This is a genomic window from Streptomyces sp. NPDC058457 (assembly GCF_042720695.1).
Classification (GTDB): domain Bacteria; phylum Actinomycetota; class Actinomycetes; order Streptomycetales; family Streptomycetaceae; genus Streptomyces.
Genome location: NZ_JBHXLU010000054.1, coordinates 59,511 through 82,934, shown reverse-complemented (window position 1 = coordinate 82,934; position 23,424 = coordinate 59,511). Strand labels below are relative to the sequence as shown.

22 protein-coding genes and 1 pseudogene are annotated in these 23,424 nt (G+C 70.6%); 9 read left to right on the top strand and 14 right to left on the bottom strand.

Annotated features, from left to right (window positions below; genetic code table 11):
• Positions 1-75 precede the first annotated feature (75 nt).
• A complete protein-coding gene (locus tag ACFWPS_RS33820) occupies positions 76-360 on the top strand; it encodes a DUF6332 family protein (RefSeq protein ID WP_383712137.1) in 285 nt (94 codons plus the stop codon).
• Here the strand turns inward: ACFWPS_RS33820 and ACFWPS_RS33815 are convergent.
• From ACFWPS_RS33815 to ACFWPS_RS33805, 3 genes are all read right to left on the bottom strand, one after another.
• A complete protein-coding gene (locus ACFWPS_RS33815) occupies positions 321-986 on the bottom strand; it encodes a response regulator (RefSeq protein ID WP_383712135.1) in 666 nt (221 codons plus the stop codon). The two genes, ACFWPS_RS33820 and ACFWPS_RS33815, sit on opposite strands and share 40 nt — an antisense overlap.
• Complete coding sequence (locus ACFWPS_RS33810) at positions 983-2,287, bottom strand: sensor histidine kinase (protein ID WP_383712132.1); 1,305 nt, start codon at positions 2,285-2,287, stop codon at positions 983-985. The genes ACFWPS_RS33815 and ACFWPS_RS33810 overlap by 4 nt, the downstream gene beginning before the upstream one ends.
• 91 nt (positions 2,288-2,378) lie before the next feature.
• Positions 2,379-3,041: a TetR/AcrR family transcriptional regulator gene (locus ACFWPS_RS33805; protein WP_383712129.1), complete on the bottom strand. Its 663-nt coding sequence runs from the start codon at positions 3,039-3,041 to the stop codon at positions 2,379-2,381.
• Positions 3,042-3,302: 261 nt separating this feature from the next.
• Here ACFWPS_RS33805 and ACFWPS_RS33800 point away from each other — a divergent pair, with 261 nt between their 5' ends.
• Entirely contained in the window at positions 3,303-4,388 is a 1,086-nt protein-coding gene (locus tag ACFWPS_RS33800; protein WP_383712126.1) for a medium chain dehydrogenase/reductase family protein, read from the top strand.
• Positions 4,389-4,495: 107 nt separating this feature from the next.
• Here ACFWPS_RS33800 and ACFWPS_RS33795 read toward each other — a convergent pair whose 3' ends face one another.
• Together ACFWPS_RS33795 and ACFWPS_RS33790 are read right to left on the bottom strand one after the other, a co-directional pair.
• Positions 4,496-5,692: a GDSL-type esterase/lipase family protein gene (locus ACFWPS_RS33795; protein ID WP_383712123.1), complete on the bottom strand. Its 1,197-nt coding sequence runs from the start codon at positions 5,690-5,692 to the stop codon at positions 4,496-4,498.
• A gap of 65 nt (positions 5,693-5,757) precedes the next feature.
• The gene (locus ACFWPS_RS33790; RefSeq protein WP_383712120.1) at positions 5,758-6,330 is read right to left on the bottom strand and encodes a TetR/AcrR family transcriptional regulator; all 573 of its coding nucleotides are present in this window, start codon (positions 6,328-6,330) and stop codon (positions 5,758-5,760) included.
• Positions 6,331-6,409: 79 nt separating this feature from the next.
• Between ACFWPS_RS33790 and ACFWPS_RS33785 the strand changes: the two are divergent.
• Positions 6,410-6,903: pseudogene (locus ACFWPS_RS33785) on the top strand (FBP domain-containing protein).
• A 43-nt stretch (positions 6,904-6,946) separates the two neighbouring features.
• Here the strand turns inward: ACFWPS_RS33785 and ACFWPS_RS33780 are convergent.
• Positions 6,947-7,639: a TetR/AcrR family transcriptional regulator gene (locus ACFWPS_RS33780; protein ID WP_383712118.1), complete on the bottom strand. Its 693-nt coding sequence runs from the start codon at positions 7,637-7,639 to the stop codon at positions 6,947-6,949.
• Between the two features lie 206 nt (positions 7,640-7,845).
• Here ACFWPS_RS33780 and ACFWPS_RS33775 point away from each other — a divergent pair, with 206 nt between their 5' ends.
• Entirely contained in the window at positions 7,846-8,331 is a 486-nt protein-coding gene (locus tag ACFWPS_RS33775) for a nitroreductase/quinone reductase family protein (protein WP_383712115.1), read from the top strand.
• Here ACFWPS_RS33775 and ACFWPS_RS33770 read toward each other — a convergent pair.
• Positions 8,321-9,604, bottom strand: a complete 1,284-nt coding sequence (locus tag ACFWPS_RS33770; RefSeq protein ID WP_383712113.1) for a geranylgeranyl reductase family protein — start codon at positions 9,602-9,604, stop codon at positions 8,321-8,323. The two genes, ACFWPS_RS33775 and ACFWPS_RS33770, sit on opposite strands and share 11 nt — an antisense overlap.
• A 209-nt stretch (positions 9,605-9,813) precedes the next feature.
• Here ACFWPS_RS33770 and ACFWPS_RS33765 point away from each other — a divergent pair, with 209 nt between their 5' ends.
• The 3 genes from ACFWPS_RS33765 to ACFWPS_RS33755 all read left to right on the top strand — a co-directional run bounded on the left by ACFWPS_RS33765 (position 9,814) and on the right by ACFWPS_RS33755 (position 13,055).
• A complete protein-coding gene (locus ACFWPS_RS33765) occupies positions 9,814-11,169 on the top strand; it encodes a dipeptidase (RefSeq protein WP_383712110.1) in 1,356 nt (451 codons plus the stop codon).
• A gap of 97 nt (positions 11,170-11,266) precedes the next feature.
• Complete coding sequence (locus ACFWPS_RS33760) at positions 11,267-11,989, top strand: MBL fold metallo-hydrolase (RefSeq protein WP_383712108.1); 723 nt, start codon at positions 11,267-11,269, stop codon at positions 11,987-11,989.
• Positions 11,990-11,999: 10 nt separating this feature from the next.
• On the top strand, positions 12,000-13,055 hold the full coding sequence (locus ACFWPS_RS33755; RefSeq protein WP_383712106.1) for a protein kinase family protein: 1,056 nt from the start codon (positions 12,000-12,002) through the stop codon (positions 13,053-13,055).
• Here ACFWPS_RS33755 and ACFWPS_RS33750 read toward each other — a convergent pair.
• The 7 genes from ACFWPS_RS33750 to ACFWPS_RS33720 form a co-directional block, all read right to left on the bottom strand.
• Positions 13,028-14,080 carry an ABC transporter ATP-binding protein gene (locus tag ACFWPS_RS33750; RefSeq protein WP_383712103.1) on the bottom strand — a complete coding sequence of 351 codons (1,053 nt, stop codon included), beginning with the start codon at positions 14,078-14,080 and terminating at the stop codon, positions 13,028-13,030. The genes ACFWPS_RS33755 and ACFWPS_RS33750 overlap by 28 nt on opposite strands.
• Positions 14,077-15,195 carry an ABC transporter ATP-binding protein gene (locus ACFWPS_RS33745; protein ID WP_383712100.1) on the bottom strand — a complete coding sequence of 373 codons (1,119 nt, stop codon included), beginning with the start codon at positions 15,193-15,195 and terminating at the stop codon, positions 14,077-14,079. Before ACFWPS_RS33745 ends, ACFWPS_RS33750 begins: the two co-directional genes overlap by 4 nt.
• On the bottom strand, positions 15,192-16,112 hold the full coding sequence (locus ACFWPS_RS33740) for an ABC transporter permease (RefSeq protein WP_383712098.1): 921 nt from the start codon (positions 16,110-16,112) through the stop codon (positions 15,192-15,194). The genes ACFWPS_RS33745 and ACFWPS_RS33740 overlap by 4 nt, the downstream gene beginning before the upstream one ends.
• Positions 16,105-17,091, bottom strand: coding sequence for an ABC transporter permease (locus ACFWPS_RS33735; RefSeq protein WP_383712095.1), 987 nt, complete (start codon positions 17,089-17,091; stop codon positions 16,105-16,107). The genes ACFWPS_RS33740 and ACFWPS_RS33735 overlap by 8 nt, the downstream gene beginning before the upstream one ends.
• A gap of 71 nt (positions 17,092-17,162) precedes the next feature.
• Complete coding sequence (locus ACFWPS_RS33730; RefSeq protein ID WP_383712093.1) at positions 17,163-18,980, bottom strand: ABC transporter family substrate-binding protein; 1,818 nt, start codon at positions 18,978-18,980, stop codon at positions 17,163-17,165.
• 257 nt (positions 18,981-19,237) lie between these two features.
• Positions 19,238-20,278 carry an NUDIX domain-containing protein gene (locus ACFWPS_RS33725; protein ID WP_383712091.1) on the bottom strand — a complete coding sequence of 347 codons (1,041 nt, stop codon included), beginning with the start codon at positions 20,276-20,278 and terminating at the stop codon, positions 19,238-19,240.
• Between the two features lie 144 nt (positions 20,279-20,422).
• On the bottom strand, positions 20,423-20,614 hold the full coding sequence (locus ACFWPS_RS33720; protein WP_383712088.1) for a hypothetical protein: 192 nt from the start codon (positions 20,612-20,614) through the stop codon (positions 20,423-20,425).
• 177 nt (positions 20,615-20,791) lie between these two features.
• On the opposite strand from ACFWPS_RS33720, the gene ACFWPS_RS33715 reads away from it, so the two are divergent.
• Both ACFWPS_RS33715 and ACFWPS_RS33710 read left to right on the top strand, forming a co-directional pair.
• On the top strand, positions 20,792-21,166 hold the full coding sequence (locus ACFWPS_RS33715; RefSeq protein ID WP_383712085.1) for a hypothetical protein: 375 nt from the start codon (positions 20,792-20,794) through the stop codon (positions 21,164-21,166).
• A 162-nt stretch (positions 21,167-21,328) separates the two neighbouring features.
• Positions 21,329-23,344, top strand: a complete 2,016-nt coding sequence (locus ACFWPS_RS33710; RefSeq protein ID WP_383712082.1) for an NPCBM/NEW2 domain-containing protein — start codon at positions 21,329-21,331, stop codon at positions 23,342-23,344.
• Positions 23,345-23,424 lie beyond the last annotated feature (80 nt).

Below are 23,424 nucleotides of genomic sequence, written 5' to 3'. Positions count from 1 at the left end.
TCGGGGGGTCCCCGGCGCGGGGGGGCCCGGGGGGGCGCGCGCCCCCCCCCCCCCCACGGCTGTGAGACTGCCGGTATGACGATGTACGGGGGACGGCGAAGTCAGGCCGAGCGGGACGCGATCACCGTCGAGATCGGATACTCGCTGTGCAGTGCGGTGTTCGCGGCCGTGGTCGTCTTCGGGGCGGTGGCCGGTCCGGTGCTGCTGTTCGAGCTGCCCGGCGGCCTGGAGCGCACCCTGCCCGTCGTGGGCGTGGTGCTCGCCGCCGTGGTGTTCCTCGCCCGGGTCGTCAGCGTGCTGCTCCGTTTCGGGCGCTCGGCTCAGCCCAGCCAGCCCGGTCGTACCAGCCCCGACTCATAGGCCAGGACGACCAGTTGGGCGCGGTCGCGGGCGCCCAGCTTGATCATGGTGCGGCTCACGTGGGTCTTGGCGGTGAGGGGGCTGACGACCAGACGGCGGGCGATCTCCTCGTTGGACAGGCCGATGCCGACCAGGGCCATCACCTCCCTTTCCCGCTCGGTGAGCCGGGCGAGGGCACCGGCGGCGGCCGGCTCCTTGGAACGGGCCGCGAACTCCCCGATCAGCCGTCGCGTCACCCCCGGCGACAGCAGCGCGTCCCCGGCCACCACCGCCCTGACCGCCCGCACCAGTTCGTCCGGCTCGGTGTCCTTGACCAGGAAGCCCGAGGCGCCGGAACGGATCGCCTCGAAGACGTACTCGTCGAGCTCGAACGTCGTCAGCATCACCACCCTGACGTCTTTCAGCTCCTCCTCTCCGGTGACCCGGCGGGTCGCGGCCAGGCCGTCCAGACGCGGCATGCGGATGTCCATCAGGACGACGTCGGGGCGCAGTTCACGCACCTTGCGCAGCGCCTCCTCACCGTCCGCCGCCTCACCGGTCACCTCGATGTCCGGCTGCGCGTCGAGCAGCGCCCGGAAACCGGCCCGCACCAGCGACTGGTCGTCGGCGAGCAGCACCCGGATCATCGGTCCTCCCTGTTGTCCCTGTCGTCCCTGTCGTCCCTGTCGTCCCTGTCGTCCAAGGGCAGTACGGCCAGCACCCGGAAGCCGCCGTCGGCGCGTGGTCCCGCCTCGATCGCGCCACCGAGGGCGGCCGCCCGCTCCCGCATCCCGGCCAGCCCGTTCCCGCTGCCGCCCGCGTCCGCCCCGGTAGCCGGACCGTCGTCGTCGATCCGCAACCGCAGCTCCCCTCCTCCGTGTTCGAGCCGCACGCGCGCGTGCCGCGAGCCCGAGTGCCGTACGACGTTGGTCAGGGCCTCCTGCACGATGCGGAAGGCGGCCAGGTCGGCGCCGGGCGGAAGGCCCGGCGGCTCCCCCGTCACGGCCACGGCGAGTCCGGCGCCCGCCGCCTGTTCCACCAGCTCCGGCAGCCGCCCGAGACCGGGCGCCGGCGCCCGCGGTGCGTCGCCCGGGGCGCGCAGGGTGTCGAGCACCTGGCGCACCTCGCCGAGCGCCTCCTTGCTGGCCGCCTTGATGGTGGTGAGAGCGGCCCTGGCCTGCTCCGGGTCCGAGTCGAGGAGAGCCAGACCCATGCCCGCCTGGACGTTGATGACCGAGATGCTGTGTGCCAGGACGTCGTGCAACTCCCGGGCGATCCGCAGCCGTTCCTCGTCCGCGCGCCGCCGGGCCGCCTGGGCCCGGTCGGCCCGCTCGCCCGCCCACTGCTCGCGCCGCAGCCGGACCAGCTCGGCCACCGCGACGATGATCAGCACCCAGGTGGCGATGATCACCTCCTGGCCGAGGTTCGCACCCGTGTCGCCCGGCGGCGGCAGCCGGCGGTACAGCCAGAGCGAGATCAGCAGATGCCCGGCCCACAGCATCCCGAGCGCCGCCCAGGCGGCCCGGCGGTGCCCGGCGACGACGGCACTGAAGCAGGCCACGGCGACGGCCGCGAAGACCGGTCCGTACGGGTAGCCGGCACCGAGGTAGACCAGAGCGAGCGCGGCCGTGCCGAACGCCACGACCACCGGGTGCCGGTGCCGCCACAGCAGCAGGGCGCAGGTGGCGAGAAGCAGCAGGCGGGCGTACGGGTCGAGGGGCTCGCGGTGGGGCTGCGCATGGGCGGCGAAGTTCGAGACCACCAGCACGAGGACGGTGAGCAGCACGGTGGAGCGCCATGGCAGGCGGAGGCGGCGGGTCCCGGCGTCAGCGCTGGTGCCGGCATCGGCATCGGCTCTGGTGCCGGTGGCGTCGGGGAGGTTCCACCACGGGGGTCCGTGGTGCCACCACTGCGCGGGACCGCGCTCCCGTACCCGCTGCTCGTCCATGACCGCCACGCTAGACGCCGCCGGAGCACGCGAGCGTCAGCCCGGCGAGGTGATCACGCCTACTCCCCGGGAAGTAGGCCGCCGGGCCTGGTCAGCGGCCGGGTGTCAGCTCCGCCACCTCGGCGTCGAACAGCCGGTCCGGGTCGAAGCCCATGCCCGTGAAGTGACCGGCGAGTTCCAGCGAGAGCACTCCGTGCATCCGGGTCCAGAACGCCAGCGCCCGCCGTAGCACTCCCGCCGGCGCGGGGTGGCCGCCGGCCCACTCGCGGTGCTGGGAGAGGTGCGCGGTGAAACCGGCGGAGGCCGGGGCGGGCGCCTCGGGCTCGGCCGCCGCGCAGACGTCGAGAAGGGCCGCCATGATCTCCTGGGCGATGCCGGTGATGTCGTCGGGTGCCTGGTAGCCGGGGACCGGCGTGCCGTAGACGAGGAAGTACCGCTGGGGGTCGTCGAGCGCCCAGCGGCGCAGGGCGTGGGCGAGGCCGCCGATACCGGCCCCGGAACCGGCGGCGGCACGGAAGGTGTCGGCCAGGCCGCGGTAGGCGTCCCGGATCAGCTCGGTGATCAGCTCGTCGCGGCTGCCGAAGTAGCGGTAGAGGGCCGGGCCGCTCATGCCCAGTTCCTTGGCGATCGCGTTCAGGGACAGACCCGACGCGCCCGCCTTGGCGATCTGCTCCCAGGCGCGCGCCTTGATGTCCGCCCGTACCTGGCTCCGGTACCGCTCTCGGGGGCTCACCGCGTCCGCGTCTGCGGCCATGGCCGTCACGCTCCTCTCTCACTTTCGCCGCCCGGGCGCCTCGGCACCTCGGGGCTCGATGACTTCAGGCTTCGGGCTCTCATCTTTGTTTCAAGTTATCACTTTCGGCAGTGGATCTAACAGGAGCAATGACCACATCCAACGCGAGGGCTTGACACTCCAGCGAGCACCAGTCATGTTTGTTATAGCTTCTAACGCAAGCGAGAGCATCTCCCGCTTGCAAGCACATCTACATACCGTCTGCACGCGGAGGTCTTCATCATGGGAACTGCAGGAACCGCCGGAAACACCCAGCTCATCGAGGTCGTCCTGCCGGGCGTCGTGGAGCCGGAGGGCCTCCGTATCGAGCGCCGGGAGATCCCGGCCCCGGCGGCCGGCCAGATCGTCGTCCGCATGGAGGCGACCGGTGTCTCCTTCGCGGAGCAGCAGATGCGCCGCGGCCGCTACTACGACCAGCCGCCCTTCCCCTTCGTCCCCGGCTACGACCTGGTCGGCACGGTGCTCACGGCCGGTGCGGGCGTCGAGCCCGGGCTCGTCGGCAAGCGGGTGGCGTCACTGGTGAAGGTCGGCGGCTGGGCCAGCCATGTCGTGCTCGACGCGGCCGATGCCGTACAGGTGCCCGCCGGTGTCGGTGCGGCGGAGGCGGAGACGCTGGTCGTCAACGGCATCACGGCCTGGCAGATGCTGCACCGCAAGGCCAGGGTGCGCAGCGGCGGCACGGTCCTGGTGCACGGCGCCAACGGCGGCGTCGGCACGGTCCTCGTCCAGCTGGCACGGGCGGCCGGCCTCCAGGTGATCGGCACGGCCTCCGCCCGTCACCACGACGCGCTGCGGGAGCTGGGCGTGACCCCGGTCGACTACCGCACCGAGGACGTCCCGGCCCGGGTCCGGGAACTGGCCCCCGGCGGTGTGGACGCCGTCTTCGACCACCTCGGCGGCCGCAGCGTCATCGACTCCTGGCGGCTCCTCGCCCCGGGCGGCACCCTCGTCGCCTACGGCAGCGCCACCACCCGGGACGACTCCGGCTCCAAGCAGCTCCCCGTGCTGAAGATCCTCGGCCGGGTGTGGCTGTGGAACGCGCTGCCCAACGGCCGGCACGCCTACTTCTTCAACGTCTGGGAGGGCCGCGCCCTCGGCAAGAACCGCTTCCGGGCCCGTCTCAGCGCCGACCTCACCCAGGTGTTCCAGGCGTTCCAGCGCGGCGAGGTCACCGCGCGCATCGCCGCCCGACTGTCTCTGACCCAGGCCGCCGAAGCACTGCGGCTCGCCGAGTCGGGGACGGTTGCGGGCAAGGTCGTACTGATCCCGGACAGCGGCGACGAGACGTCGTCCGACTCGGCGCGATGAGGACCGCCGGCCCGGCAGGCAGCGGCTCAGGCTCAGCAGACGCAGGCTCAGCGAGCCCAGGTCCAGCGAGCCCAGGTCCAGCAAGCTCGGGTCCAGCAAGCTCGGGCTCAGTGGCCGCCGCCGAACCCCGCGAGAGCGAACGCGCCGTCGTCCGCGAAGGCCAGCCCGGCGAAGCGTTCGCCGATCCGACGGTGGGTGGCCGCGTCCGGATGGAGTCCGTCGGGCAGCGGGAGCTCGGCGGAGTCGGCCTCGCCGTAGAGGGCGCGGCCGTCGAGGTAGTGGAGGTGCGGGTCCTCGGCCGCGCGCTGGGCGACGATCCGGGACAGCTCGTCCCGGATGACGTTCAGGGTGAGCTTGCCGCTCGCGCGCTCGGCCGGGTCGCCCGCGGCCGTGAAGGCGAGCCGGCCCGCGCCGAGGGCGCTCAGATCCATGGCGGTGGGGCCCGGCGTGTCCTCGTGCATGGGGCACAGGATCGGCGACACGACCAGCAGCGGGGTGGTGGGGTGCCCTTCGCGGACGGTGTCGAGGAAGCCGTGCACGGCGGGACCGAAGGCCCGCAGCCGCATCAGGTCGGTGTTGACGACGTTGATGCCGAGCTTGAGGCTGATCAGGTCGGCGGGGGTGTCCCGGACGGCGCGGGCGGTGAACGGGTCGAGCAGGGCACTGCCGCCCAGCCCCAGGTTGACCAGCTCCACGCCGGAGAGCGCGGCCGCGAGTGCCGGCCAGATGGCGGTGGGGCTCGCGGCGTCGGAGCCGTGGCTGATGGAACTGCCGTGGTGCAGCCAGACCTTGCGACCGTGGTCGGGTGCGGCGGCGAGCGGGGCGTCGGTGCGCAGCGCGACCAGTTCGGTGGTCTCGTTGTGCGGCAGCCAGATCTCGACGACCTTCTCGCGCTCGGGCAGGCCGGTGAAGCGGAGGGTGCCGACCGGTCCGGGGCGGAGCTCCATGGTCCCGGCACTCATGTCGACGACCTGCACCTGGCCGCCGGACACGCTGCCCTGACCGGCCAGGGCGCCGTCGACGAGCAGGTCGTAGACGCCGTCCGGGCGGGCCGGCGCGCCGACGTAGAGCCGCTTGGTGGGCAGGGTGTCCAGTTCCACGGCGGTGGCGCGGGTGCGGAACACCAGCCGTACGCCGGAGGGCTGGGACTCGACCATGGCGAGCTGCGGGTCGGCGCACTGGGCGCGGGCCCGGGCCGGGAGCCGGTGCGGCAGGATGCCGTGCTCCGTGTGCTCCAGGTCGAGGGCGCCGCGCAGCAGGTCGGCGGTGATCGGGGTGGTGATCCGGCGGGGGTGGGTGTTCATGGCCTCTGTGTTCCGTACGAAGAAATACGAAGCAATGCGAAGGAATGCGAAGAAAAAAAGGGGGGTCAGGACGGGGCGGGCCAGTTGCGCAGCAGTGCGTCGAGGGCGTCCAGGACGCGGGTCCAGGACTGCTGGCTGTCGGGGGCGCTGTGGCTGAAGCCGCCGCTCAGTTCCAGGTCGACATAGCCGTGGAAGACGCTGCCGAGCATCCGGACGGCATGGGTCTCGTCCGGTTCGGTCAGGTCGTAGCCGCGCAGGATCGCCCGGGTCATCTGAGCGTGCCGAACGCCGGCGCTGCCTGCCGCCGTCTCCGGGTCGAGACGCAGCCGGGCCGCCGCGTAGCGGCCGGGGTGGGCGCGGGCGTAGTCGCGGTAGACGTCGGCGAATGCAATGAGGGCATCCTTGCCGGCCCGTCCGGCCAGCGCGTCGGAGGCCCGGTCGGCGAGCTCCTCCAGCGCCAGCAGCGCGATCCTCGTCTTGAGGTCCTGGGAGCTCTTGACGTGCGAGTACAGGCTGGCGACCTTCACGTCGAACCGTCTGGCCAGCGCCGAGACGGTCACTTGATCGAAGCCGACCTCGTCGGCCAGTTCGGCTCCGGCCCGGACCAGTCGTTCCGTGCTCAGTCCCGCTCGCGCCACGCCCGCTCCTCACCTTCGCCTCTAGCCTGAACCGATTATGCGTTTGCCTAAAGCCTTTAGGCAAATTAGCGTGCGTTGCATGAGGCAGCTGACCGAGCAAGAGATCCGTGCCACGTTCGTGAACTGCACCAAGGGCGCGGCGAAACGCCTGAACATCCCCCACGACCTGGACGAACGACCGTGGGCCGACTGGACTACTTCGGCTGGCGCGATCCCCAGGCACCCGACCGCGCCTACCTGGTGGCCGAACCGGCCGACGGCCGCGCGCGGGCGGTGGCGCTGCGCTGCCCGAGCCCCTCCTCCTGGCAGACCCGGCGCAGCATGTGCTCGATCTGCCTGACCACGCACACCGGAGGCGTCTCGCTGATGGTCGCCGCCAAGGCGGGGAAGGCCGGGCAGCAGGGCAACTCCGTGGGCGCGTACCTCTGCAGCGACCTCGCCTGCTCGCTGTACGTGCGGGGCAAGCGGGACGCGGGCGTGGGCGGGCGCATGCCGGAGTCACTCACGTTGGAGGAGAAGATACGGCGGACCGTGACGAACCTCGCCGCGTTCCTGGACAAGGTCACGGCGTGAGCCGAGGCGACGGCGTCTCCGTCACCTCACCCGAAGGGCTCCGCTAGGGGAAGACCAGCCCCACCCCGTGGGCGAGCTGCGCGGCCGCGTGCCGGAAGAACCGATCCCGTTCCTCCACGACCCCCTTGAACTGGCCGAACAGTTCGAACCCCACCAGCCCGAACAGCTGGGCCCAGGCCGCGGCCATGGCCACCGCCACCTCCGGCGGGAGGCCGGGCATCAGCTCGTCGGCCATCCGGCGGGCCTCGGGGGCGAGTTCGACGGGTACCGGGGTACGGGCCAGACCATGCCGTTCGAACGCCTCGCGCAGGATCCCGATGAGAACGAGGGCGACCCGGGCCGCCGGCGGGATGGTCGTGTCCGGCGCCGAGTAGCCGGGCACCGGCGAACCGTAGATCAGCGCGTACTCGTGGGGGTGGGTCAGCGCCCAGGCGCGCACCGCCTCGCACACCGCGACCCAGCGCTGCGCCGGGGCCACGTCGCCGACAGCGGCGTGGGCGGTCTCCGCGGCCTCGCCGAGGGAGTCGTAGGCGTCGATGATCAGCGCGGTGAGCAGGTCGTCGCGGCTCGGGAAGTAGCGGTAGAGCGCCGAGGAGACCATGCCGAGTTCGCGCGCCACGGCCCGCAGCGACAGCTTGGCCGCACCCTCGGCCGCGAGCTGTCTGCGCGCCTCGTCCTTGATGGCCGTGGTGACTTCCATCCTGGCTCGCGCGCGGGCGCCCTGTGGGGTGGTCATGGGGAGCAGTTTGCCATGTTTGCAGAGCGGTGCACACGTTTCGGAGCAGTGCACTTGATTTGGACCAGCGATCACAAATGAGATCGGTGCACACACACAAGTGCACCGCTCAAAAAAGAGAGCACCGCTCTTGCAGTGGATCACCGATCTCCCCCACACTGTTCCTCAAGCGAGAGCACTGCTCTCCCAAGCAGGTGGGGGTCATCATGTCGTCGTCACAGTCGCAGCCGGAACCGCAGCCGTCGCCCGAGCCGTACTACGCCAAGGCCAACCCGATGGCCGTCCGGATGAACAGCCTCGTCGGCTGGCTCGCCCGGCGCGGGATCAGCCTCGCGGGCAGCGCGGAACTGTCCGTGCCCGGCCGCAGGAGCGGCAGGATGCAGCGCGTCCCGGTCAACCCGCACACGTACGACGGCACCCAGTACCTGGTCTCGGCGCGCGGCAACTCCCAGTGGGTGCGGAACATGCGCGTGGCCGGCGGCGGGGAGCTGCGGGTGGGGCGGAAGGTGCGGGAGTTCACCGTGGTGGAGCTTCCCGATGCCGAGAAGCTCCCGGTGCTGCGGACCTACCTGGAGAAGTGGGGCTGGGAGGTCAAGCAGTACTTCCCCGGGGTGACGGCCAGGTCCTCCGACGACGAACTCGTCGCGGCCGGCGCCGACCACCCCGTCTTCCGGGTCACCGTCACGAAGTGACGGCTTCCTCGTCGGCCGTGTCCTCCGTCGGCGTGCTCTCCTTGGCCGCCGGCTCCGGGCCGAAGGCGGTGAGGGCGCGCTGGGCGAGCGGGTGCGAGCGGATGAGTTCACCGAGGGAGGTCCGGCCCTGGGTGATCTCCTTGAACGCCCGCCAGGCGGGACGGAACCCGGTCAGGACCGCGTGGAACAGTCCGGGACGGCGTTCGAAAGCCGCGAGCATCCGCTTGCCGACACTCATCTCGACGCCGAGGCCCGCCTTGATGGCGAAGGCGTAGTTCAGCGCCTGGCGGCGGGTGTCGACGGCGTCGTGGGCCTCGGCGATCCGCACCGCCCACTCCCCCGCGAGGCGCCCCGAACGCAGTGCGAAGGAGATGCCCTCGCGGGTCCACGGCTCGAGCAGGCCCGCCGCGTCACCGCAGACCAGCACCCGGCCCCGGGACAGCGGTGAGTCGTCGGCGCGGCAGCGGGTCAAGTGGCCCGAGGAGATGCTCGGTTCGAAGCCGGCGAGGCCGAGCCGGGCGATGAAGTCCTCCAAGTACCGCTTGGTGGCGGCGCCTTCGCCGCGCGCCGAGATCACGCCTACGGTCAGCGTGTCGCCCTTGGGGAAGACCCAGCCGTAACTGCCCGGCATCGGGCCCCAGTCGATGAGGACCCGGCCCTTCCAGTCCTCGGCGACCGTCTCCGGCACCGGGATCTCCGCCTCCAGGCCGAGGTCCACCTGGTCGACCTTCACCCCGACATGGGCGCCTATGCGGCTGGCACTGCCGTCGGCGCCGACCACCGCGCGGGCCAGCAGGGTCTCGCCGCCCTGGAGCACGACGGCAACCGTCCGCCGGTCCGGGACCGCCGAGCCATGCTGCTCGACGCGCTGCACGGCGGCACCCGTGCGCAGCTCGGCGCCCGCCTTCTGGGCGTGCTCGACCAGCTGCTGGTCGAACTCGGGACGGTTGATCAGCCCGAACATCATCTGCTTGGAGCGACGGGTGCGGGTGAACCGTCCGTTGTTGGAGAAGGTGACCGCGTGCACCCGGTCCTTGAGGGGCAGCTCGAAGCCGGGCGGCAACGCGTCGCGGGAGGGGCCGATGATGCCGCCGCCGCAGGTCTTGTAGCGGGGCAGCTCGGCTTTCTCCAGCAACAGCACGCGCCGTCCCGCGACCGCTGCCGCATAGGCGGCCGAGGCCCCTGCGGGTCCCGCGCCCACCACGACGACGTCCCACACCCGCTGCGCGTCGTCCGCCTGCACGTCGTCCGCCGAAGAATTCTCGCCGCTCACGATGGTCCGCTGCTCCGATCAAGCCGTAGAAGCCGTATCAAGCCGTAGAAGCCTTATCAAGCCGTCAAGCCGTGGATCAGGCCCTGTCCGTCCGTAGGCCGACATCCGCCACCTGTCCCCCCGCATCCTACGGCGGAGATCGCCGCAGGCCACTGTGGGAGGATCGGTCCACTCACCAGTTCAACGTCGCACCCACGAGGAGCGTGCCCATGTCGTCCAATCCGGTCGCCGAGACCGTCGCCGCCCTGTTGCCCAGGGCCAAGGCGGAGCTCGCCGAGCTGGTGGCCTTCAAGTCGGTGGCGGACTTCGCCCAGTTCCCGAAGAGCGAGAGCGAGGGCGCCGCGAACTGGGTGGCCGACGCGCTGCGCGCCGAGGACTTCACGGACGTCGCCGTACTGGACACCCCGGACGGCACACAGTCGGTGTACGGCTACCTGCCGGGCCCGGCGGGTGCCAAAACGGTCCTGCTGTACGCGCACTACGATGTGCAGCCGCCGCTGGACGAGGCCGCCTGGACCACCCCGCCGTTCGAGCTGACCGAGCGGGACGGCCGCTGGTACGGGCGCGGTGCCGCCGACTGCAAGGGCGGCTTGATCATGCACCTGCTGGCGCTGCGTGCGCTGAAGGCGAACGGCGGCGTCCCGGTCAACGTCAAGGTGATCGCCGAGGGCTCGGAGGAGATGGGCACCGGCGGCCTGGAGCGGTACGCCGAGCAGCACCCCGAGCTGCTGACGGCGGACGCGATCGTCATCGGCGACACGGGCAACTTCCGGGTGGGGCTGCCGACGGTGACCACGACTCTGCGGGGCATGACCATGGTCCGCATCCAGATCGACACACTCCGGGGCAATCTGCACTCCGGGCAGTTCGGTGGCGCCGCCCCGGACGCCCTGGCCGCGCTGATCCGCGTCCTGGACTCGGTGCGCGCCGAGGACGGTTCCACGACGGTCGACGGGCTCGCGCCTCACACGCGCTGGGAGGGTCTGGAGTACGACGAGGAGCAGTTCCGCAGGGACGCCAAGGTGCTGGACGGCGTCGAGCTGATCGGTGACGGCTCGGTCGCGGACCGCATCTGGGCCCGTCCGGCGGTCACGGTGCTCGGCATCGACTGCCCGCCGGTGGTCGGCGCCACCCCGTCGGTGCAGGCGAGCGCCCGCGCCCTGGTCAGCCTCCGGGTCCCGCCGGGCGTGGACGCGGCCGAGGCGGGCAAGCTGCTCCAGGCCCACCTGGAGGCGCACACGCCGTGGGGTGCGCGGGTGCGGACCGAGACGGTCGGCCAGGGCCAGCCGTTCCGCGCGGACCCCACCAGCCCGGCGTACCGGGCGATGGCCGACGCGATGGCGGTCGCCTACCCGGACGAGACGATGCAGTACGCGGGTCAGGGCGGCTCCATCCCGCTGTGCAACACCCTCGCGAGCCTTTATCCGCAGGCCGAGATCCTGCTGATCGGTCTGAGCGAGCCGGAGGCGCAGATCCACGCCGTCAACGAGAGCGTCTCCCCGCAGGAGCTGGAGCGCCTGTCGGTGGCGGAGGCACTGTTCCTGCGGAACTACGCGGCTGGCTGACACACCCGGGTCGGCCGACGTACGCGGTCGGCTGAATCGCTCTGCCCACAGCGGAGGACCCTCGTCCACGGGCGGGGGTCCTTCCTACGGTCGGGACATGGTCGTCATCGAGTTGCTCCCCCGGCTGCACCTGCTGCGCTTCCCGGTGGGTCAGGCCTACCTCTGGCACGACCCCGACACCGGCGCCTCGACCCTGGTCGACGCCGGGCCGCCCGGCGCGGGCCGGTCGATCGCCGACGCGCTCACCGTGCTGGGGCGGTCCCCTTCGGCGGTGCGACGGATCGTGCTCACCCACTTCCACGAGGACCACGTCGGCGGGGCCGCCGAGTTCGCCGTGCTGAGCGGTGCCGAAGTGCTGGCCCACCGCCTGGACGCGCCGGTGATCAGGGGCGAACTCCCGGGTCCGCCGCCGGTGTTCGAGGACTGGGAGCTGCCGATCCATGCCGCGGCGGCCAAGCTGCTGCCGGCCGCCGAGCCGGTCCCCCCGCAGGAGGTCACGGAGCTGTCCGACGGGGACGTCCTGGACTTCGGCGGCGGTGCCCGGGTCGTCCATGTCCCCGGGCACACCCACGGGAGCATCGCCCTCCATCTGCCCGTGCACGGTGTGCTGTTCACCGGGGACGCGGTGGCGGCGGCGCCGGGCACCGGCCTGGTGATGCTCGGGGTGTTCAATCTCGACCGGGAGCCGGCCGTCGCGTCCTTCCGGCGGCTGGCCGCCCTGGAGACCGAGACGGCGTGCTTCGGCCACGGCGATCCGGTGACCGCCGGCGCGTCCCGGGCGCTGCGGGAATCCGCGGACACCTACGGACCGCCGCGGTGACCATGGGGGTATGACCGACACCGCGCTCCGCATCACCGCCCATACCGGCATCGCGAACTCCCTGAGCCTGCTGACCGACTTCGAGCTGGCCGAACTGGTCGCGGCCGGTGAGCCGCTCGGGGCCGGGATCGGCGGGAGAGCGGTGCGGCTCGCGGTGGACGACAGGCCGGTGTTCGTGAAGCGGATCCCGCTGACCGACCGGGAACAGGAGCCTCGGCACACCCGCTCCACCGAGAACCTCTTCGGCCTGCCGCCGTACTGCCACTACGGCATCGGCGCGGTCGGCAGCCCGGGGTTCGGCGGCTGGCGGGAGCTGGCCGCGCACCAGGTGACGACGGACTGGGTGCTGGCGGGCCGGTTCCCCGGTTTCCCGCTGCTGCACCACTGGCGGGTGCTGCCCGACACGCCCGCCCCGCTGCCCGTCGAACTCGCGGACGTCGACAAGGCGGTGGCCTACTGGGGCGGTTTCCCGGGCGTACGGGACCGCGTCGAGGCCCTGCGGGACGCCTCCGCGAGCCTCACCCTGTTCCTGGAGCACGTCCCGCACACCCTGCACGACTGGCTGGACGCCGAACTGCGCACCGAGCGGGCGGACTCGGCCTGTACCTTCACGGCCCAAGGGCTGGAGGGGCTCACCGCTTTCCTCTCGGGCAGCCATCTCCTGCACCTCGACGCCCACTTCGGCAACATCCTCACCGACGGCCGGCAGCTGTACCTCACCGACTTCGGGCTCTCCCTCAGCTCACGCTTCCGACTGGGCCCGGACGAACGGGACTTCTTCGACCGGCATCGGCACTACGACCGCGCGTACACCGTCTACTACCTCGTGATCTGGCTGGTCACCGCCCTGTTCGGGTACCGGGGCGAGGAGCGCGCGGAGTTCGTTCGGGCCTGTGCCCGCGGGACACGGCCCGAGGGTATCCCCCGGGCCGCCGCCGACCTGCTGATGCGGCACGCCCCGCTCGCCGTCGGCATGGAGGTCTTCTGCCGACGGGTGGAGCAGGAGAGCCGGCTGACGCCGTTTCCGTACCCGGACGGTCACAGCAACTGCACGTTCTCCGCGTAGTGGCAGGCGACCGGGTTGCCGCCGCCCCGGTCGACCAGGTCCGGCACCCGTTCGACGCAGGCCGTGCGTTCGCTGTCGGTGAGCTGGTTCGCGAACTTGGGGCAGCGGGTGCGGAAGCGGCAGCCGCTGGGCGGGCGGACCGGGCTCGGGACGTCACCCTGGACGGTGATCCGTTTCCGGGCGCGTTCCTTGCGCGGGTCGGGCAGCGGGATCGCGGAGACCAGGGCCTGGGTGTAGGGGTGGGCGGGGCGGGCGAAGAGCTGCCGGGCGGGGGCGATCTCCACCAGGCGGCCCAGGTACATCACCGCGACCCGGCCCGCGACATGGCGCATTACGGAGAGGTCGTGCGCCACGAACAGGAAGGACAGGCCCAGTTCGCTCTGGAGGTCCATCAGCAGGTTGAGGACGCCCGCCTGGATCGACACGTCCAGGGCGGAGACCGGCTCGTCCAGCACGATCACCTTGGGTCGCAGTGCCAACGCCCTTGCGATGCCGATGCGTTGGCGCTGTCCGCCGGAGAACTCGTGCGCGAAACGGTTGCCGTGTTCGGGGTTGAGGCCGACCAACCGCAGCAGTTCGCGTACCTCGTCGGCGGCGCCGGGGCCGTACCGGCCGTGGATGCGCAGGGGTTCGGCGACGATCTCGTGGACGGAGATCCGGGGGTCCAGGGAGGCGTACGGGTCCTGGAAGACGATCTGCAACTCACGGCGCAGTGGCCGCATCTGACGTCTGCTCAGGTCGGTCAGCAGCCGGCCCCGGTAATGGACGGAGCCCGAGGTGGCCGTCTCCAGGTTGAGCAGGGTCCGGGACACGGTCGTCTTGCCGGAGCCGGACTCGCCGACCAGGCCGAGCGTCTCGTTCTCGTACAGGTCGAAGGAGACCCCGCAGACGGCGTGCACGTCGCCGACCCGGCGGCGGACCACGCCCCTCGACATCACCGGGAAGTGTTTGACGAGGTCGCGGACCTGGAGGACGGGGTCGCCGGTGCCGCCGTGACCGGGCAGCGGGTGCAGCGGATCGGTCATCGGGCATCGTCCTCCAGGTCCGCGAACCGGGCCAGGGCCTCGGTGTCGGCGCCGACGGCGTCGAAGACCTCGCCGGCCGCCGTGTCCACGAGTTCGTCGGCGAAGTGGCAGGCGCTGCGGTGGGCGTCGGAGCCGACGGGGCGCAGGGCGGGTTCCGTGGTGTCGCAGGGCTCCCGGCGCATCGGGCAGCGCGGGGCGAACGGGCAGCCCGGGGGCAGGTTGAGCAGCGAGGGCGGGGAGCCGGTGATGGGGGTCAGGCGGTCCTCCTCGCGGTCGAGGCGGGGCAGGGAGCCGAGCAGGCCCAGGGTGTAGGGCATGCGCGGGGTGTAGAAGATGTCCTCGACCGAGCCGGTCTCGACGATTCGCCCCGCGTACATGACGGCGACCCGGTCGGTGTGGCCGGCGACCACGCCCAGATCGTGGGTGATCAGGACGAGCGCGGCGCCGGTCTCGGCGCGGGCGGCCTCCAGGGCCTCCAGGATCTGGGCCTGGACGGTGACGTCGAGGGCCGTGGTGGGCTCGTCGGCGATGATGACGTCCGGGTTGTTGGCGATGGCGATGGCGATGACGACCCGCTGGCGCATGCCGCCGGAGAGTTCGTGCGGATAGCTGTCGACGCGCCGTTCGGGGCTCGGGATGCCGACCGTGCCGAGGAGTTCCACGGCGCGCCCACGGGCCGGGCGCTTGCCGAGCCTCGGATTGTGCCGGAGCAGGGTCTCGGCGATCTGGTAGCCGACCGTGTAGACGGGGTTGAGGGAGGTCATCGGGTCCTGGAAGACCATGGCGATGCCGCTGCCCCGTACGTCCGAGAGGCGGGCGTCGGACATCCCGAGCAGTTCCGTGCCCTCGAACCGCACCGAGCCGCGCACCCGGGCCGAGCCGGGCAGCAGCCCCATCACGGCAAGGGCGGTGACCGACTTGCCCGACCCCGACTCGCCGACGATGCCCAGTGCCTCGCCCCGCTCCAGCCGGTAGCCGACGCCGCGCACCGCCCGTACGGTCCCGTCCTCGGTGGGGAACTCCACGCTCAGGTCCTCGACTTCGAGCACTGCGCCCGACTCCTCGCCCTTCGCCACGACCCTGTCGATGCCCTTGGCGTTGCCCGTGTCGGTCACTGTCGCACCCTTTGCTGCCGGGGGTCGAAGGCGTCACGCAGCCCGTCGCCGATGAAGTTGATGGTGAGGGCGATGGCGATGATGAAGGCGCCGGGGATGTAGAAGAGCCAGGGCCGGGTGTCGACCGCGGTCTGTGCCTGGGCGACCAGCAACCCGAGGGAGGTGTCGGGCGGTTGGACGCCGAACCCGAGGAAGGACAGGGCGGTCTCGGTGAGGATGCCGGTGGCGACCAGGATCGTGGCGTTCACGATGATCGGGCCGAGCGCGTTGGGCAGCAGGTGCCGGAAGATGATCCTGGTGTCGGAGGCGCCGAGCGCCCGGGCGGCCTCCACGAACTCCTTCTCGCGCAGGGAGAGTACGGACGAGCGCACCACGCGGGACACGTACGCCCAGGTGAGTCCGGCGATCACCGCGGCGATCCAGTACCAGGAGCCGCCGCTGCGCGAGGAGATGACGAGCGCGATCGCGAACAGCGGGAGGGTGAGCACGAGATCGGCGATGCGCATCATGAGCGCGTCGACGAAGCCCCGGTAGAAGCCGGCGACGGCCCCCCACACGGCTCCGACCAGGGTCGAGCCGAGCGCGATCAGGATGGCGATCTTCAGCGAGGTCTGGGTGCCGCGCATCACCTGTGCGTAGGCGTCGTAGCCCGAGGAGTCGGTGCCGAACGGGTGTTTCCAGGAGGGTGGCTGGGAGTTGTCCGGGGTGAACTTGGCGTACGAGTAGTGCCAGAAGTGCGGGCCGGCGAAGGCCCACAGCACGATCAGCACGAAGACGACCAGGCTGATCATCGCGGCCCGGTGGCGCAGGAAGCGGCGCAGGACGAGCCGGGTCTGGCTGCGCTGCACGACGGTGAACTCGTGGTCGTCGCTCGGTGTCTGCGTACCGGCCGGCCCGAGTGCCCCGATGTCAGTCATAGCGGATCCTCGGGTCGAGTACGGCGTAGAGGAGGTCGGCGAAGAGGTTGAAGACGATGACCACGACGGCGGACAGCAGCAGCCAGGCCATGGTCCGGTAGACGTCGAGGGTGGTGGCGGCCTGCACCAGCATCTCGCCCATGCCGTGCCACTGGAAGATCGTCTCCGTGATGACCGCGCCGCCGAGGATGATCGCGACGTCGAGGGCGGTGACGGTGGCGAGCGGGATCAGGGCGGTGCGCAGGGCGTGCCGGGTGAGCACCTTGCCGCGGCGCAGCCCCTTGGCGCGGGCGAGCCGGACGTAGTCGCTGTCCAGGACTTCGAGCATGGAGGCGCGGGTGTAGCGGGTCCAGGAGGCGAAGGAGACCAGGGCGAGGGTGATGGTGGGCAGGATGAGATGGCCGACGCGGTCGGTGAACTCGTTCCAGGTGGTGTCCACTTCGAGGTACGGCGACTTCTCGCCGATGGTGCCGAGGAACTGGCTGCCGGTCTCCTGGTTGAACCAGACCCCGGCCTGTTTGAGCAGTACGGCGAACCAGAACACGGGCATGGCGAGGAACAGGAAGCCGAGGAAGGTGATGGTGTAGTCGGCGGCGCTGTACTGGCGGATCGCGCTGAACACCCCGAAGACGACGGACATCACCAGGGCGAGCAGCATGGCGGCGGCGACCAGGGTGACGGTGACCCGGAAGCGGGTGAACAGGTCGTGGCCGATGTCCAGGTTGGTCTGGACGGACGGGCCCCACTCGCCGTGCAGGACACCGGTGATCCAGTTCCAGTAGCGTTCCACGGCGGGCTCGTCGGCGTGGATGTGCCGGGCGAAGGCGGTCACGGCGGCCTTGCTGGGCGGAGGTTGCCGGGAGGTGGCGAAGTTGGCCACCGGGTCACCGGAGTTGACGACGACCAGGAAGACGATGAACGTCGAGACGATCAGGACGGGTATGGAGACGAGGATGCGGCGCACGGTGTAGGCGAGCATGCGGTCTTCTCTCGCGGAGGCCCGGCCCCGGGGTCTCCGGGGCCGGGAATCGGTCCGGCTGGTCGCTGGGACTACTTCTTGAGGCCCCACTCGCCGACGTTGTACGGCGGTCCGACGTTGGTGGAGTTGTTGCGCATGTTGACGAACCGGGTCTGCACCGCGAGGAAGGTGGGCTTCTGGTAGAGCGGCAGCACGTAAGCGTCGTTCACCATCAGCTGGTCGGCCTGGTTGAGCAGGGAGGCGGCCTTGGTCTGGTCCGTCTCGCCGATGGCCGTGCTGATCAGGGAGTCGACCTGCTTGTTGCTGTAGCCGCCGTAGTTGCCGCCGCCTCCGGTGGTCCACAGCTGCTGGGCGCCGCTGATCGCGAACGGCGAGGCGACCCAGGCGAAGACGATGATGTCGTACTGGTGACCGGCCAGGACCGTGCCGAGGTCGGCGGCGCCGATGGGCTTGATCGTGACCTTGATCCCGAGGTTGGCGAGGTCGCTCTGCAGGATCTGGCACTCGCTCTGCCGGATCTGGTTGCCGGTGGTGTAACGGCAGTTGAAGGGCCCGACAGCCGTACCGTCCGGGGTCTTCAGGGCGGTGCCGACTCCGGTGAACTTGGCGTCGGTGAGGTACTTCTTCGCCTTGGCGAGGTCACCCGAGCCCTGGCCGCTGGCACTGACCACGTCCTGGTAACCGGCCGTCCCCGGGACGAAGTTGTGGTTGTAGAGCTGCTTCACGCCGGGGTCGAACTGGGCGACCGTCTTGGCCATGATGTCCTTGACGCTGATCGCCGTGAACATCGCCTGCCTCAGGGCCAGGTACTTGCCGATCACCGGGTTGTGCAGGTTGAGGTCGAAGTGCTCCCAGGTCAGGCCGCTGCCGATGGTGTAGGTGACGTTGGGGATGGCCTTCACCTGGTTGACGAGGTCCACCTCGGGCTGCGGGTAGATGCCCTGGACCTCGTTGTTGCGCAGCGCGATCGGCTCCTGGGTGGCGTCCGAGATCACCTTGAAGATCAGCCGCTGCAGGGTGGCCTTCTTCCCCGACCACTTGGGGTCGGGCTCGTAGGTGGCGTGGTCGTTGTCCACCCACTCGGTCATCTTGTACGGGCCCGCGGTCGCGTACTTGGTGGGCGGGTTCCTCTGGAAGTACTGCCAGCCCTGGGTCATCTGGGCGGCCGTCATGTGGGCCGCGTCGCCCGCCTTGGCACCGGAGACCTTCTCGGCGACGTGCGCCGGGTAGAACGGGTAGCCTGCGCCGAACAGGGACTTCCAGTCGGCGTAGGGCTTGGCCATCACCACGGTGACGGTCTTGCCGCCGTCGGAGCCGGTGACCGACTTGATGCGGTCGTAGCCGGCGGTGCTCTCCGGCAGACAGCCCTTGGTCTGGGTGGAGTCGCTGGCGGGCGGCGGCGGGCAGTCCTTGCCGTCGTTGGTACGCCAGTAGTAGATGAAGTCGTCGGCGGTGATGGCTGTCCCGTCGTTCCAGGACGCCTTCGGGTTGATCTTGTAGACGATGGTCTGCGGGCTCGCGCTGGTCTGGGTCGCCGAGGTCACCAGGTCGGTGTTGAGCTTGACGCTGAAGTCCGGCTGCGGGACGTAGACCTGGGGTAGCACCGGGCTCAGCGCCTCGGCGTTCTCGAAGGTGTTCCCGTTGGTGTCCTGCACGTTCCACTGCTGGATGTTCTTCTCGATGACGTAGGCGAACGTGCCGCCGGCCTTGGTGGTGCCGGAGTTGCAGGTGTCCGCCTTGCCCTGGGTGGAGCAGGACGTGAGACCGGCCGAGGTGCCCTTGCCGCCGCTGCCCCCGCCGCCTCCCCCGCTGCTGCAGGCGGCGAGCGCCAGAACGAGCCCGGCGGTCAGTGCGAGGCCCCTCGTGAGGGCCGAAGAGTGCGCGCGCATGTCCCTCCTTCAGCCGGTGGTTGTCCGGCCTGTGCATGGCGGCCAGTGGCCGCGAGGAAGTTGAGCTGCGCACCGACGGTAGAACGTCCGTGTACCTCCTTCACGTTCTTGTTCATACCGGGACGGCGACAATTCACCCTCGTTTTCCCCCAGGAACCTTCCACCCCGCGCAAAGTCCCCTACACACGCCCCGGAAATGCCAAAGTCCCCGCCAACAACCAGCGCATGACGGGAACTTGACGATCCATCAAGGAATGTCAACCGACCGGGACACCGGCCTCCAGATAGAGCGCGGCACCGCGCTCGCGGGCGCGCAGGGCCCAGCGCAGCCGTTCGTAGCGCACCGGCGGAAGCAGTTCGGCGGCCTCCTGCTCGGTGACGAAGCGCCAGTCACGCAGCTCCGGTCCCGGCAGCACCAGCCGCCCGGCCTCGGCGGAGTCCAGCCGGCCGCCGTCGAAGAGCAGCCGCAGACCGCCGTAGCGGGGCAGGGCGGGCTGCTCCCAGTCGACGACGAGCAGTCCCGGCAGCTCCTCCAGCCGTATCCCGGTCTCCTCCTCGACCTCGCGCACTCCCGCCCGGGCGGGGGCCTCACCGGGCTCGACGACACCGCCCGGGAACTCCCAGCCGGCCTTGTAGGTGGGGTCCACGAGGAGGACGCGGTTCTGTTCGTCGAAGAGGAGGACGCCTGCGGCGACGGTTTCGGCGGTGGGTTCAGGGGTTTGCACTATGTCACATACCGCGGCTTCGCCACTCCCGACCGCCCCCGCGATCCGCACCGCCGTCTCATAAGGACTGAGCGCACTGCTGTCGACGAGATGGGCGTCGGCGCTGATCCAGGAGGCGAGGGCGGCACGGTAGGGATCGATGCGGTCGTACGACCACTGCCGGATCCGTATCTCGCCGTCGGGCAGGTCGGGTGGGATCTCCCGGTCGGCTATTCGCTCGCGCAGGATCGTTTCGGCCGGGGTGAGGCACAGGTGCCGGACGGCGATCCGGCGGGCCGCGAGGCCGCCGAAGATCTCGTCCCGGTACTCCTGGCGCAGTAGCGTCATCGGAACCACCAGGGTCCCGCCCAGCTCGGCGAGCATCGCGGCCGCCGTGTCGATCACCAGTCGTCGCCAGATCGGCAGATCCTGGAAGTCGCCGACGTCTGCGAGGTGCTTGGCCGGCAGCAGGTGTGTCAGCGCCCCGCCGATGACCTCGGGGTCGAAGAGCGTGCTGTTCGGGATCAGTTCGATGAGTTCACGTGCGGTGGTGGTCTTACCCGCACCGAACGCCCCGTTGACCCAGACGATCACGGACTCCCCCTCTTCTGTTGGCCCCCTGTGGCTTGCCCGCTCCACACTGCCACGGAAACCAGCTCCCGTTGAGGGCGCGCAAACCGAGTGCCGGTGTCCCCTGCCTGGAACACCGGCACCGTTGCCCGCTCCCGCCCCGCCGGGCTACTCCTGGCCCAGGAGGTTCTGATCGGCCTGGAAGCTGTCCTGGCCGACGAAGTGGTCGACGTGCTCCAGGGTGTCCGAGACGTTCAGGTCGCCGAGCGGGCCTTCGTCGGCCGCGTGGGACGGGGTGATGGCGGCCACGACGAATCCGGTGGCCAGGCTGGCGATGGCGAGCATGCTGCGCTTCTTCATGCCCGTTCCAACTACGCGGACGGCCGGGGGTCACGGGCGTACCCGCGAGGAGAGCAACGGGACACGTCGGAGCGGAAACCGGTTGGCCGGATGATCACGACGCCGATACCGTCGGGCACCCCGGCCGTGCCCACACGACCCACACGCGCATCACGCTCACCCAGGAAGCCGTACGCCATGACGACCTCACGCCCGACCACGACCCTCTGGCGGCCCACCGGCCCCGTGGAGCTCGGGCTGGTCCGGGAGCTGGAGTGGCGCACCTGGCCGCCCCGGCTGCCCGAGCAGCCGATCTTCTACCCGGTGCTCGACGAGGACTACGCGATCAGGATCGCCCGGGACTGGAACGTCAAGCACGACGGCGCGGGCTTCGTGACCCGATTCGGGGTCGACGCGGAGTTCCTCCGCCGCTATCCGGTCCGGCAGGCCGGCGGCAGCACGATCCTGGAGCTGTGGGTGCCGGCCGAGGAGCTGGACGAGTTCAACGCGCACATCGTCGGCACGATCGAGGTGGTCCACGAGTTCGGCCCGACGGACCGGAACATCGGATGACCCGATTCGTTCCGGTCTGGACCAGGCAGATCCCGAACGAAGCACGGAACCATCATCACCGCTCTCTATTCAACACACTCCGACGGGTTCTAACGTAATCGCACAGAGCGATGACGCGTACATGCCGTCATCGCACCTTTCGCGAGTCGGAGGAACGTAACGATGCGTCACCCTCACACCCGCACGACCCGCCGAAGAGTGGTCGGAGCACTGGCCGCGGCCCTGTTGTGTACGGCGGGCCTCGCCGCGCCCGCCGTCGCCGACACGAAGACCGCCTCCCCCGCCCCGGCCGACGGTCTCGCGCAGACCCCGCCGATGGGCTTCAACAACTGGAACTCCACGCACTGCGGCGCGGACTTCAACGAGGCGATGGTCAAGGGCATCGCCGACCTCTTCGTGGCGAAGGGCCTCAAGGACGCCGGCTACCGGTACGTCAATCTCGACGACTGCTGGGCCCTGCCCGAACGGGACGCGGACGGCAAGCTGGTCCCGGACCCGGCCCGGTTCCCGGGCGGGATCAAGGCCGTCGCCGACTACGTGCACGCCAAGGGCCTGAGGCTCGGCATCTACACCAGCGCCGGCACCAAGACCTGCAACGACGCGGGCTTCCCGGGCGCCCTCGGCCACGAGTACAGCGACGCCCGGCAGTTCGCCGACTGGGGCGTCGACTACCTCAAGTACGACAACTGCAACAACCAGGGCGTGGACGCCAAGCAGCGGTACACCATCATGCGCGACGCGCTCAGGGCGACCGGCCGGCCCATCGTCCTCAGCATCTGCGAATGGGGCGAGAACAAGCCCTGGGAGTGGGCCGCCGACGTCGGCCAACTGTGGCGCACCACCGGGGACATCAGCGACAGCTGGGGCTCGATGGTGTCGATCCTGAAGCAGAACCTGCCGCTCGCGCCGTACGCGGGCCCCGGGCACTGGAACGACCCGGACATGCTGGAGGTCGGCAACGGCGGCATGACCGACACCGAGTACCGCTCGCACTTCTCGATGTGGTCGGTCATGGCCGCCCCGCTGCTCATCGGCACCGACCTGCGCAAGGCCTCCCGGGCGACCTTCGACATCCTGGACAACAAGGAGGTCATCGCCGTCGACCAGGACCCGCTGGGCAAGCAGGGCACGGTGGTCTCCTCGGAGGACGGGCGCTGGGTCGTCGCCAAGGAGATGACGGACGGCAGCCGCGCGGTCGCCCTGTTCAACGAGTCCGACTCGCCGCAGCGCATCGCGACTTCGGCGACGGCCGTCGGCCTCCCGAAGGCCCCCGCCTACACCCTGCGCGACCTGTGGCAGCACCGGAGCTACAACACCGCCGGCACCGTCTCCGCGATCGTCCCGGCACACGGCACCGTCCTGGTGCGGGTCTCCGCCGACCGGCGCTGGGCGGCCCACCCGCCGGCCGTCGAACTCGGCCTGGACGGCAGCCGGTTCAGCGAGCCCGGCACGTCGTCCGCGCTCACCACCTCGGTCACCGACCTCGGCCGCACCACGGCCAGGAAGGTCTCCGTGTCACTCACCGGCCCGGAGGGCTGGACCGTCAGGGCGGCCTCGCCGACGAAGGCCCCCGCCCTGTCGACCGGCCGTGCACTGCACACCAGTTGGCAGGTGACCGCTCCCGCAGGGACGCCGAAGGGGTCGTACGACCTGGAACTCAGGGCCAGTTACCGGTCGCCCACCGGAGTGCGCGCCGAAAGCGCGACGACGGTCACGATGACCGTCGCGGACCCGCCGCCCGCCGGCAACTCCTATCTCAGTGACCTGCCCTGGCTGTCGACAAGCAACGGCTGGGGACCGGTGGAGCGCGACACCAGCAACGGGGAGACCGCCGCGGGCGACGGACATCCGATCACCATCGGCGGGGTGGTCTATGCCAAGGGGCTCGGCACCCACGCCCAGAGCGAGATCGACTACTACGCCGGGAAGACGTGCGAGAAGGTCACCGCGGACGTCGGGGTGGACGACGAGGAGGCCGCCAACGGCACCGTCTCGTTCGAGGTCTGGGCGGACGGTACGAAGGTCGCCTCGACCGGCGTGCTGACCACCGACATGCCCGCCCAGCCGCTCACCGCCGACGTGACCGGCGCCGAGGTGGTCAGGCTCGTCGTCACCGACGGCGGTGACGGCATCACCTCCGACCACGGGGACTGGGCGGACGCGCGGATCACCTGCTGAGGTCCCACGCGTTCGTCCCCGGCCCGGTCGGACGGTCCTGAACACCGACCGACCGGGCCTGAACGTTCCTGCGCAGCCTT

Excerpts from the sequence above, each read along its gene's own strand:
- ACFWPS_RS33715 (WP_383712085.1), top strand. The coding sequence starts at position 20,792 with ATGACGACCTCACGCCCGACCACGACCCTCTGGCGGCCCACCGGCCCC.
- ACFWPS_RS33820 (WP_383712137.1), top strand. The coding sequence starts at position 76 with ATGACGATGTACGGGGGACGGCGAAGTCAGGCCGAGCGGGACGCGATC.
- ACFWPS_RS33720 (WP_383712088.1), bottom strand. The coding sequence starts at position 20,614 with ATGAAGAAGCGCAGCATGCTCGCCATCGCCAGCCTGGCCACCGGATTC.
- ACFWPS_RS33755 (WP_383712106.1), top strand. The coding sequence starts at position 12,000 with ATGACCGACACCGCGCTCCGCATCACCGCCCATACCGGCATCGCGAAC.
- ACFWPS_RS33805 (WP_383712129.1), bottom strand. The coding sequence starts at position 3,041 with ATGGCCGCAGACGCGGACGCGGTGAGCCCCCGAGAGCGGTACCGGAGC.
- ACFWPS_RS33760 (WP_383712108.1), top strand. The coding sequence starts at position 11,267 with ATGGTCGTCATCGAGTTGCTCCCCCGGCTGCACCTGCTGCGCTTCCCG.
- ACFWPS_RS33765 (WP_383712110.1), top strand. The coding sequence starts at position 9,814 with ATGTCGTCCAATCCGGTCGCCGAGACCGTCGCCGCCCTGTTGCCCAGG.
- ACFWPS_RS33750 (WP_383712103.1), bottom strand. The coding sequence starts at position 14,080 with ATGACCGATCCGCTGCACCCGCTGCCCGGTCACGGCGGCACCGGCGAC.
- ACFWPS_RS33775 (WP_383712115.1), top strand. The coding sequence starts at position 7,846 with ATGTCGTCGTCACAGTCGCAGCCGGAACCGCAGCCGTCGCCCGAGCCG.
- ACFWPS_RS33735 (WP_383712095.1), bottom strand. The coding sequence starts at position 17,091 with ATGCTCGCCTACACCGTGCGCCGCATCCTCGTCTCCATACCCGTCCTG.
- ACFWPS_RS33800 (WP_383712126.1), top strand. The coding sequence starts at position 3,303 with ATGGGAACTGCAGGAACCGCCGGAAACACCCAGCTCATCGAGGTCGTC.
- ACFWPS_RS33815 (WP_383712135.1), bottom strand. The coding sequence starts at position 986 with ATGATCCGGGTGCTGCTCGCCGACGACCAGTCGCTGGTGCGGGCCGGT.
- ACFWPS_RS33730 (WP_383712093.1), bottom strand. The coding sequence starts at position 18,980 with ATGCGCGCGCACTCTTCGGCCCTCACGAGGGGCCTCGCACTGACCGCC.
- ACFWPS_RS33740 (WP_383712098.1), bottom strand. The coding sequence starts at position 16,112 with ATGACTGACATCGGGGCACTCGGGCCGGCCGGTACGCAGACACCGAGC.
- ACFWPS_RS33810 (WP_383712132.1), bottom strand. The coding sequence starts at position 2,287 with ATGGACGAGCAGCGGGTACGGGAGCGCGGTCCCGCGCAGTGGTGGCAC.
- ACFWPS_RS33795 (WP_383712123.1), bottom strand. The coding sequence starts at position 5,692 with ATGAACACCCACCCCCGCCGGATCACCACCCCGATCACCGCCGACCTG.
- ACFWPS_RS33780 (WP_383712118.1), bottom strand. The coding sequence starts at position 7,639 with ATGACCACCCCACAGGGCGCCCGCGCGCGAGCCAGGATGGAAGTCACC.
- ACFWPS_RS33710 (WP_383712082.1), top strand. The coding sequence starts at position 21,329 with ATGCGTCACCCTCACACCCGCACGACCCGCCGAAGAGTGGTCGGAGCA.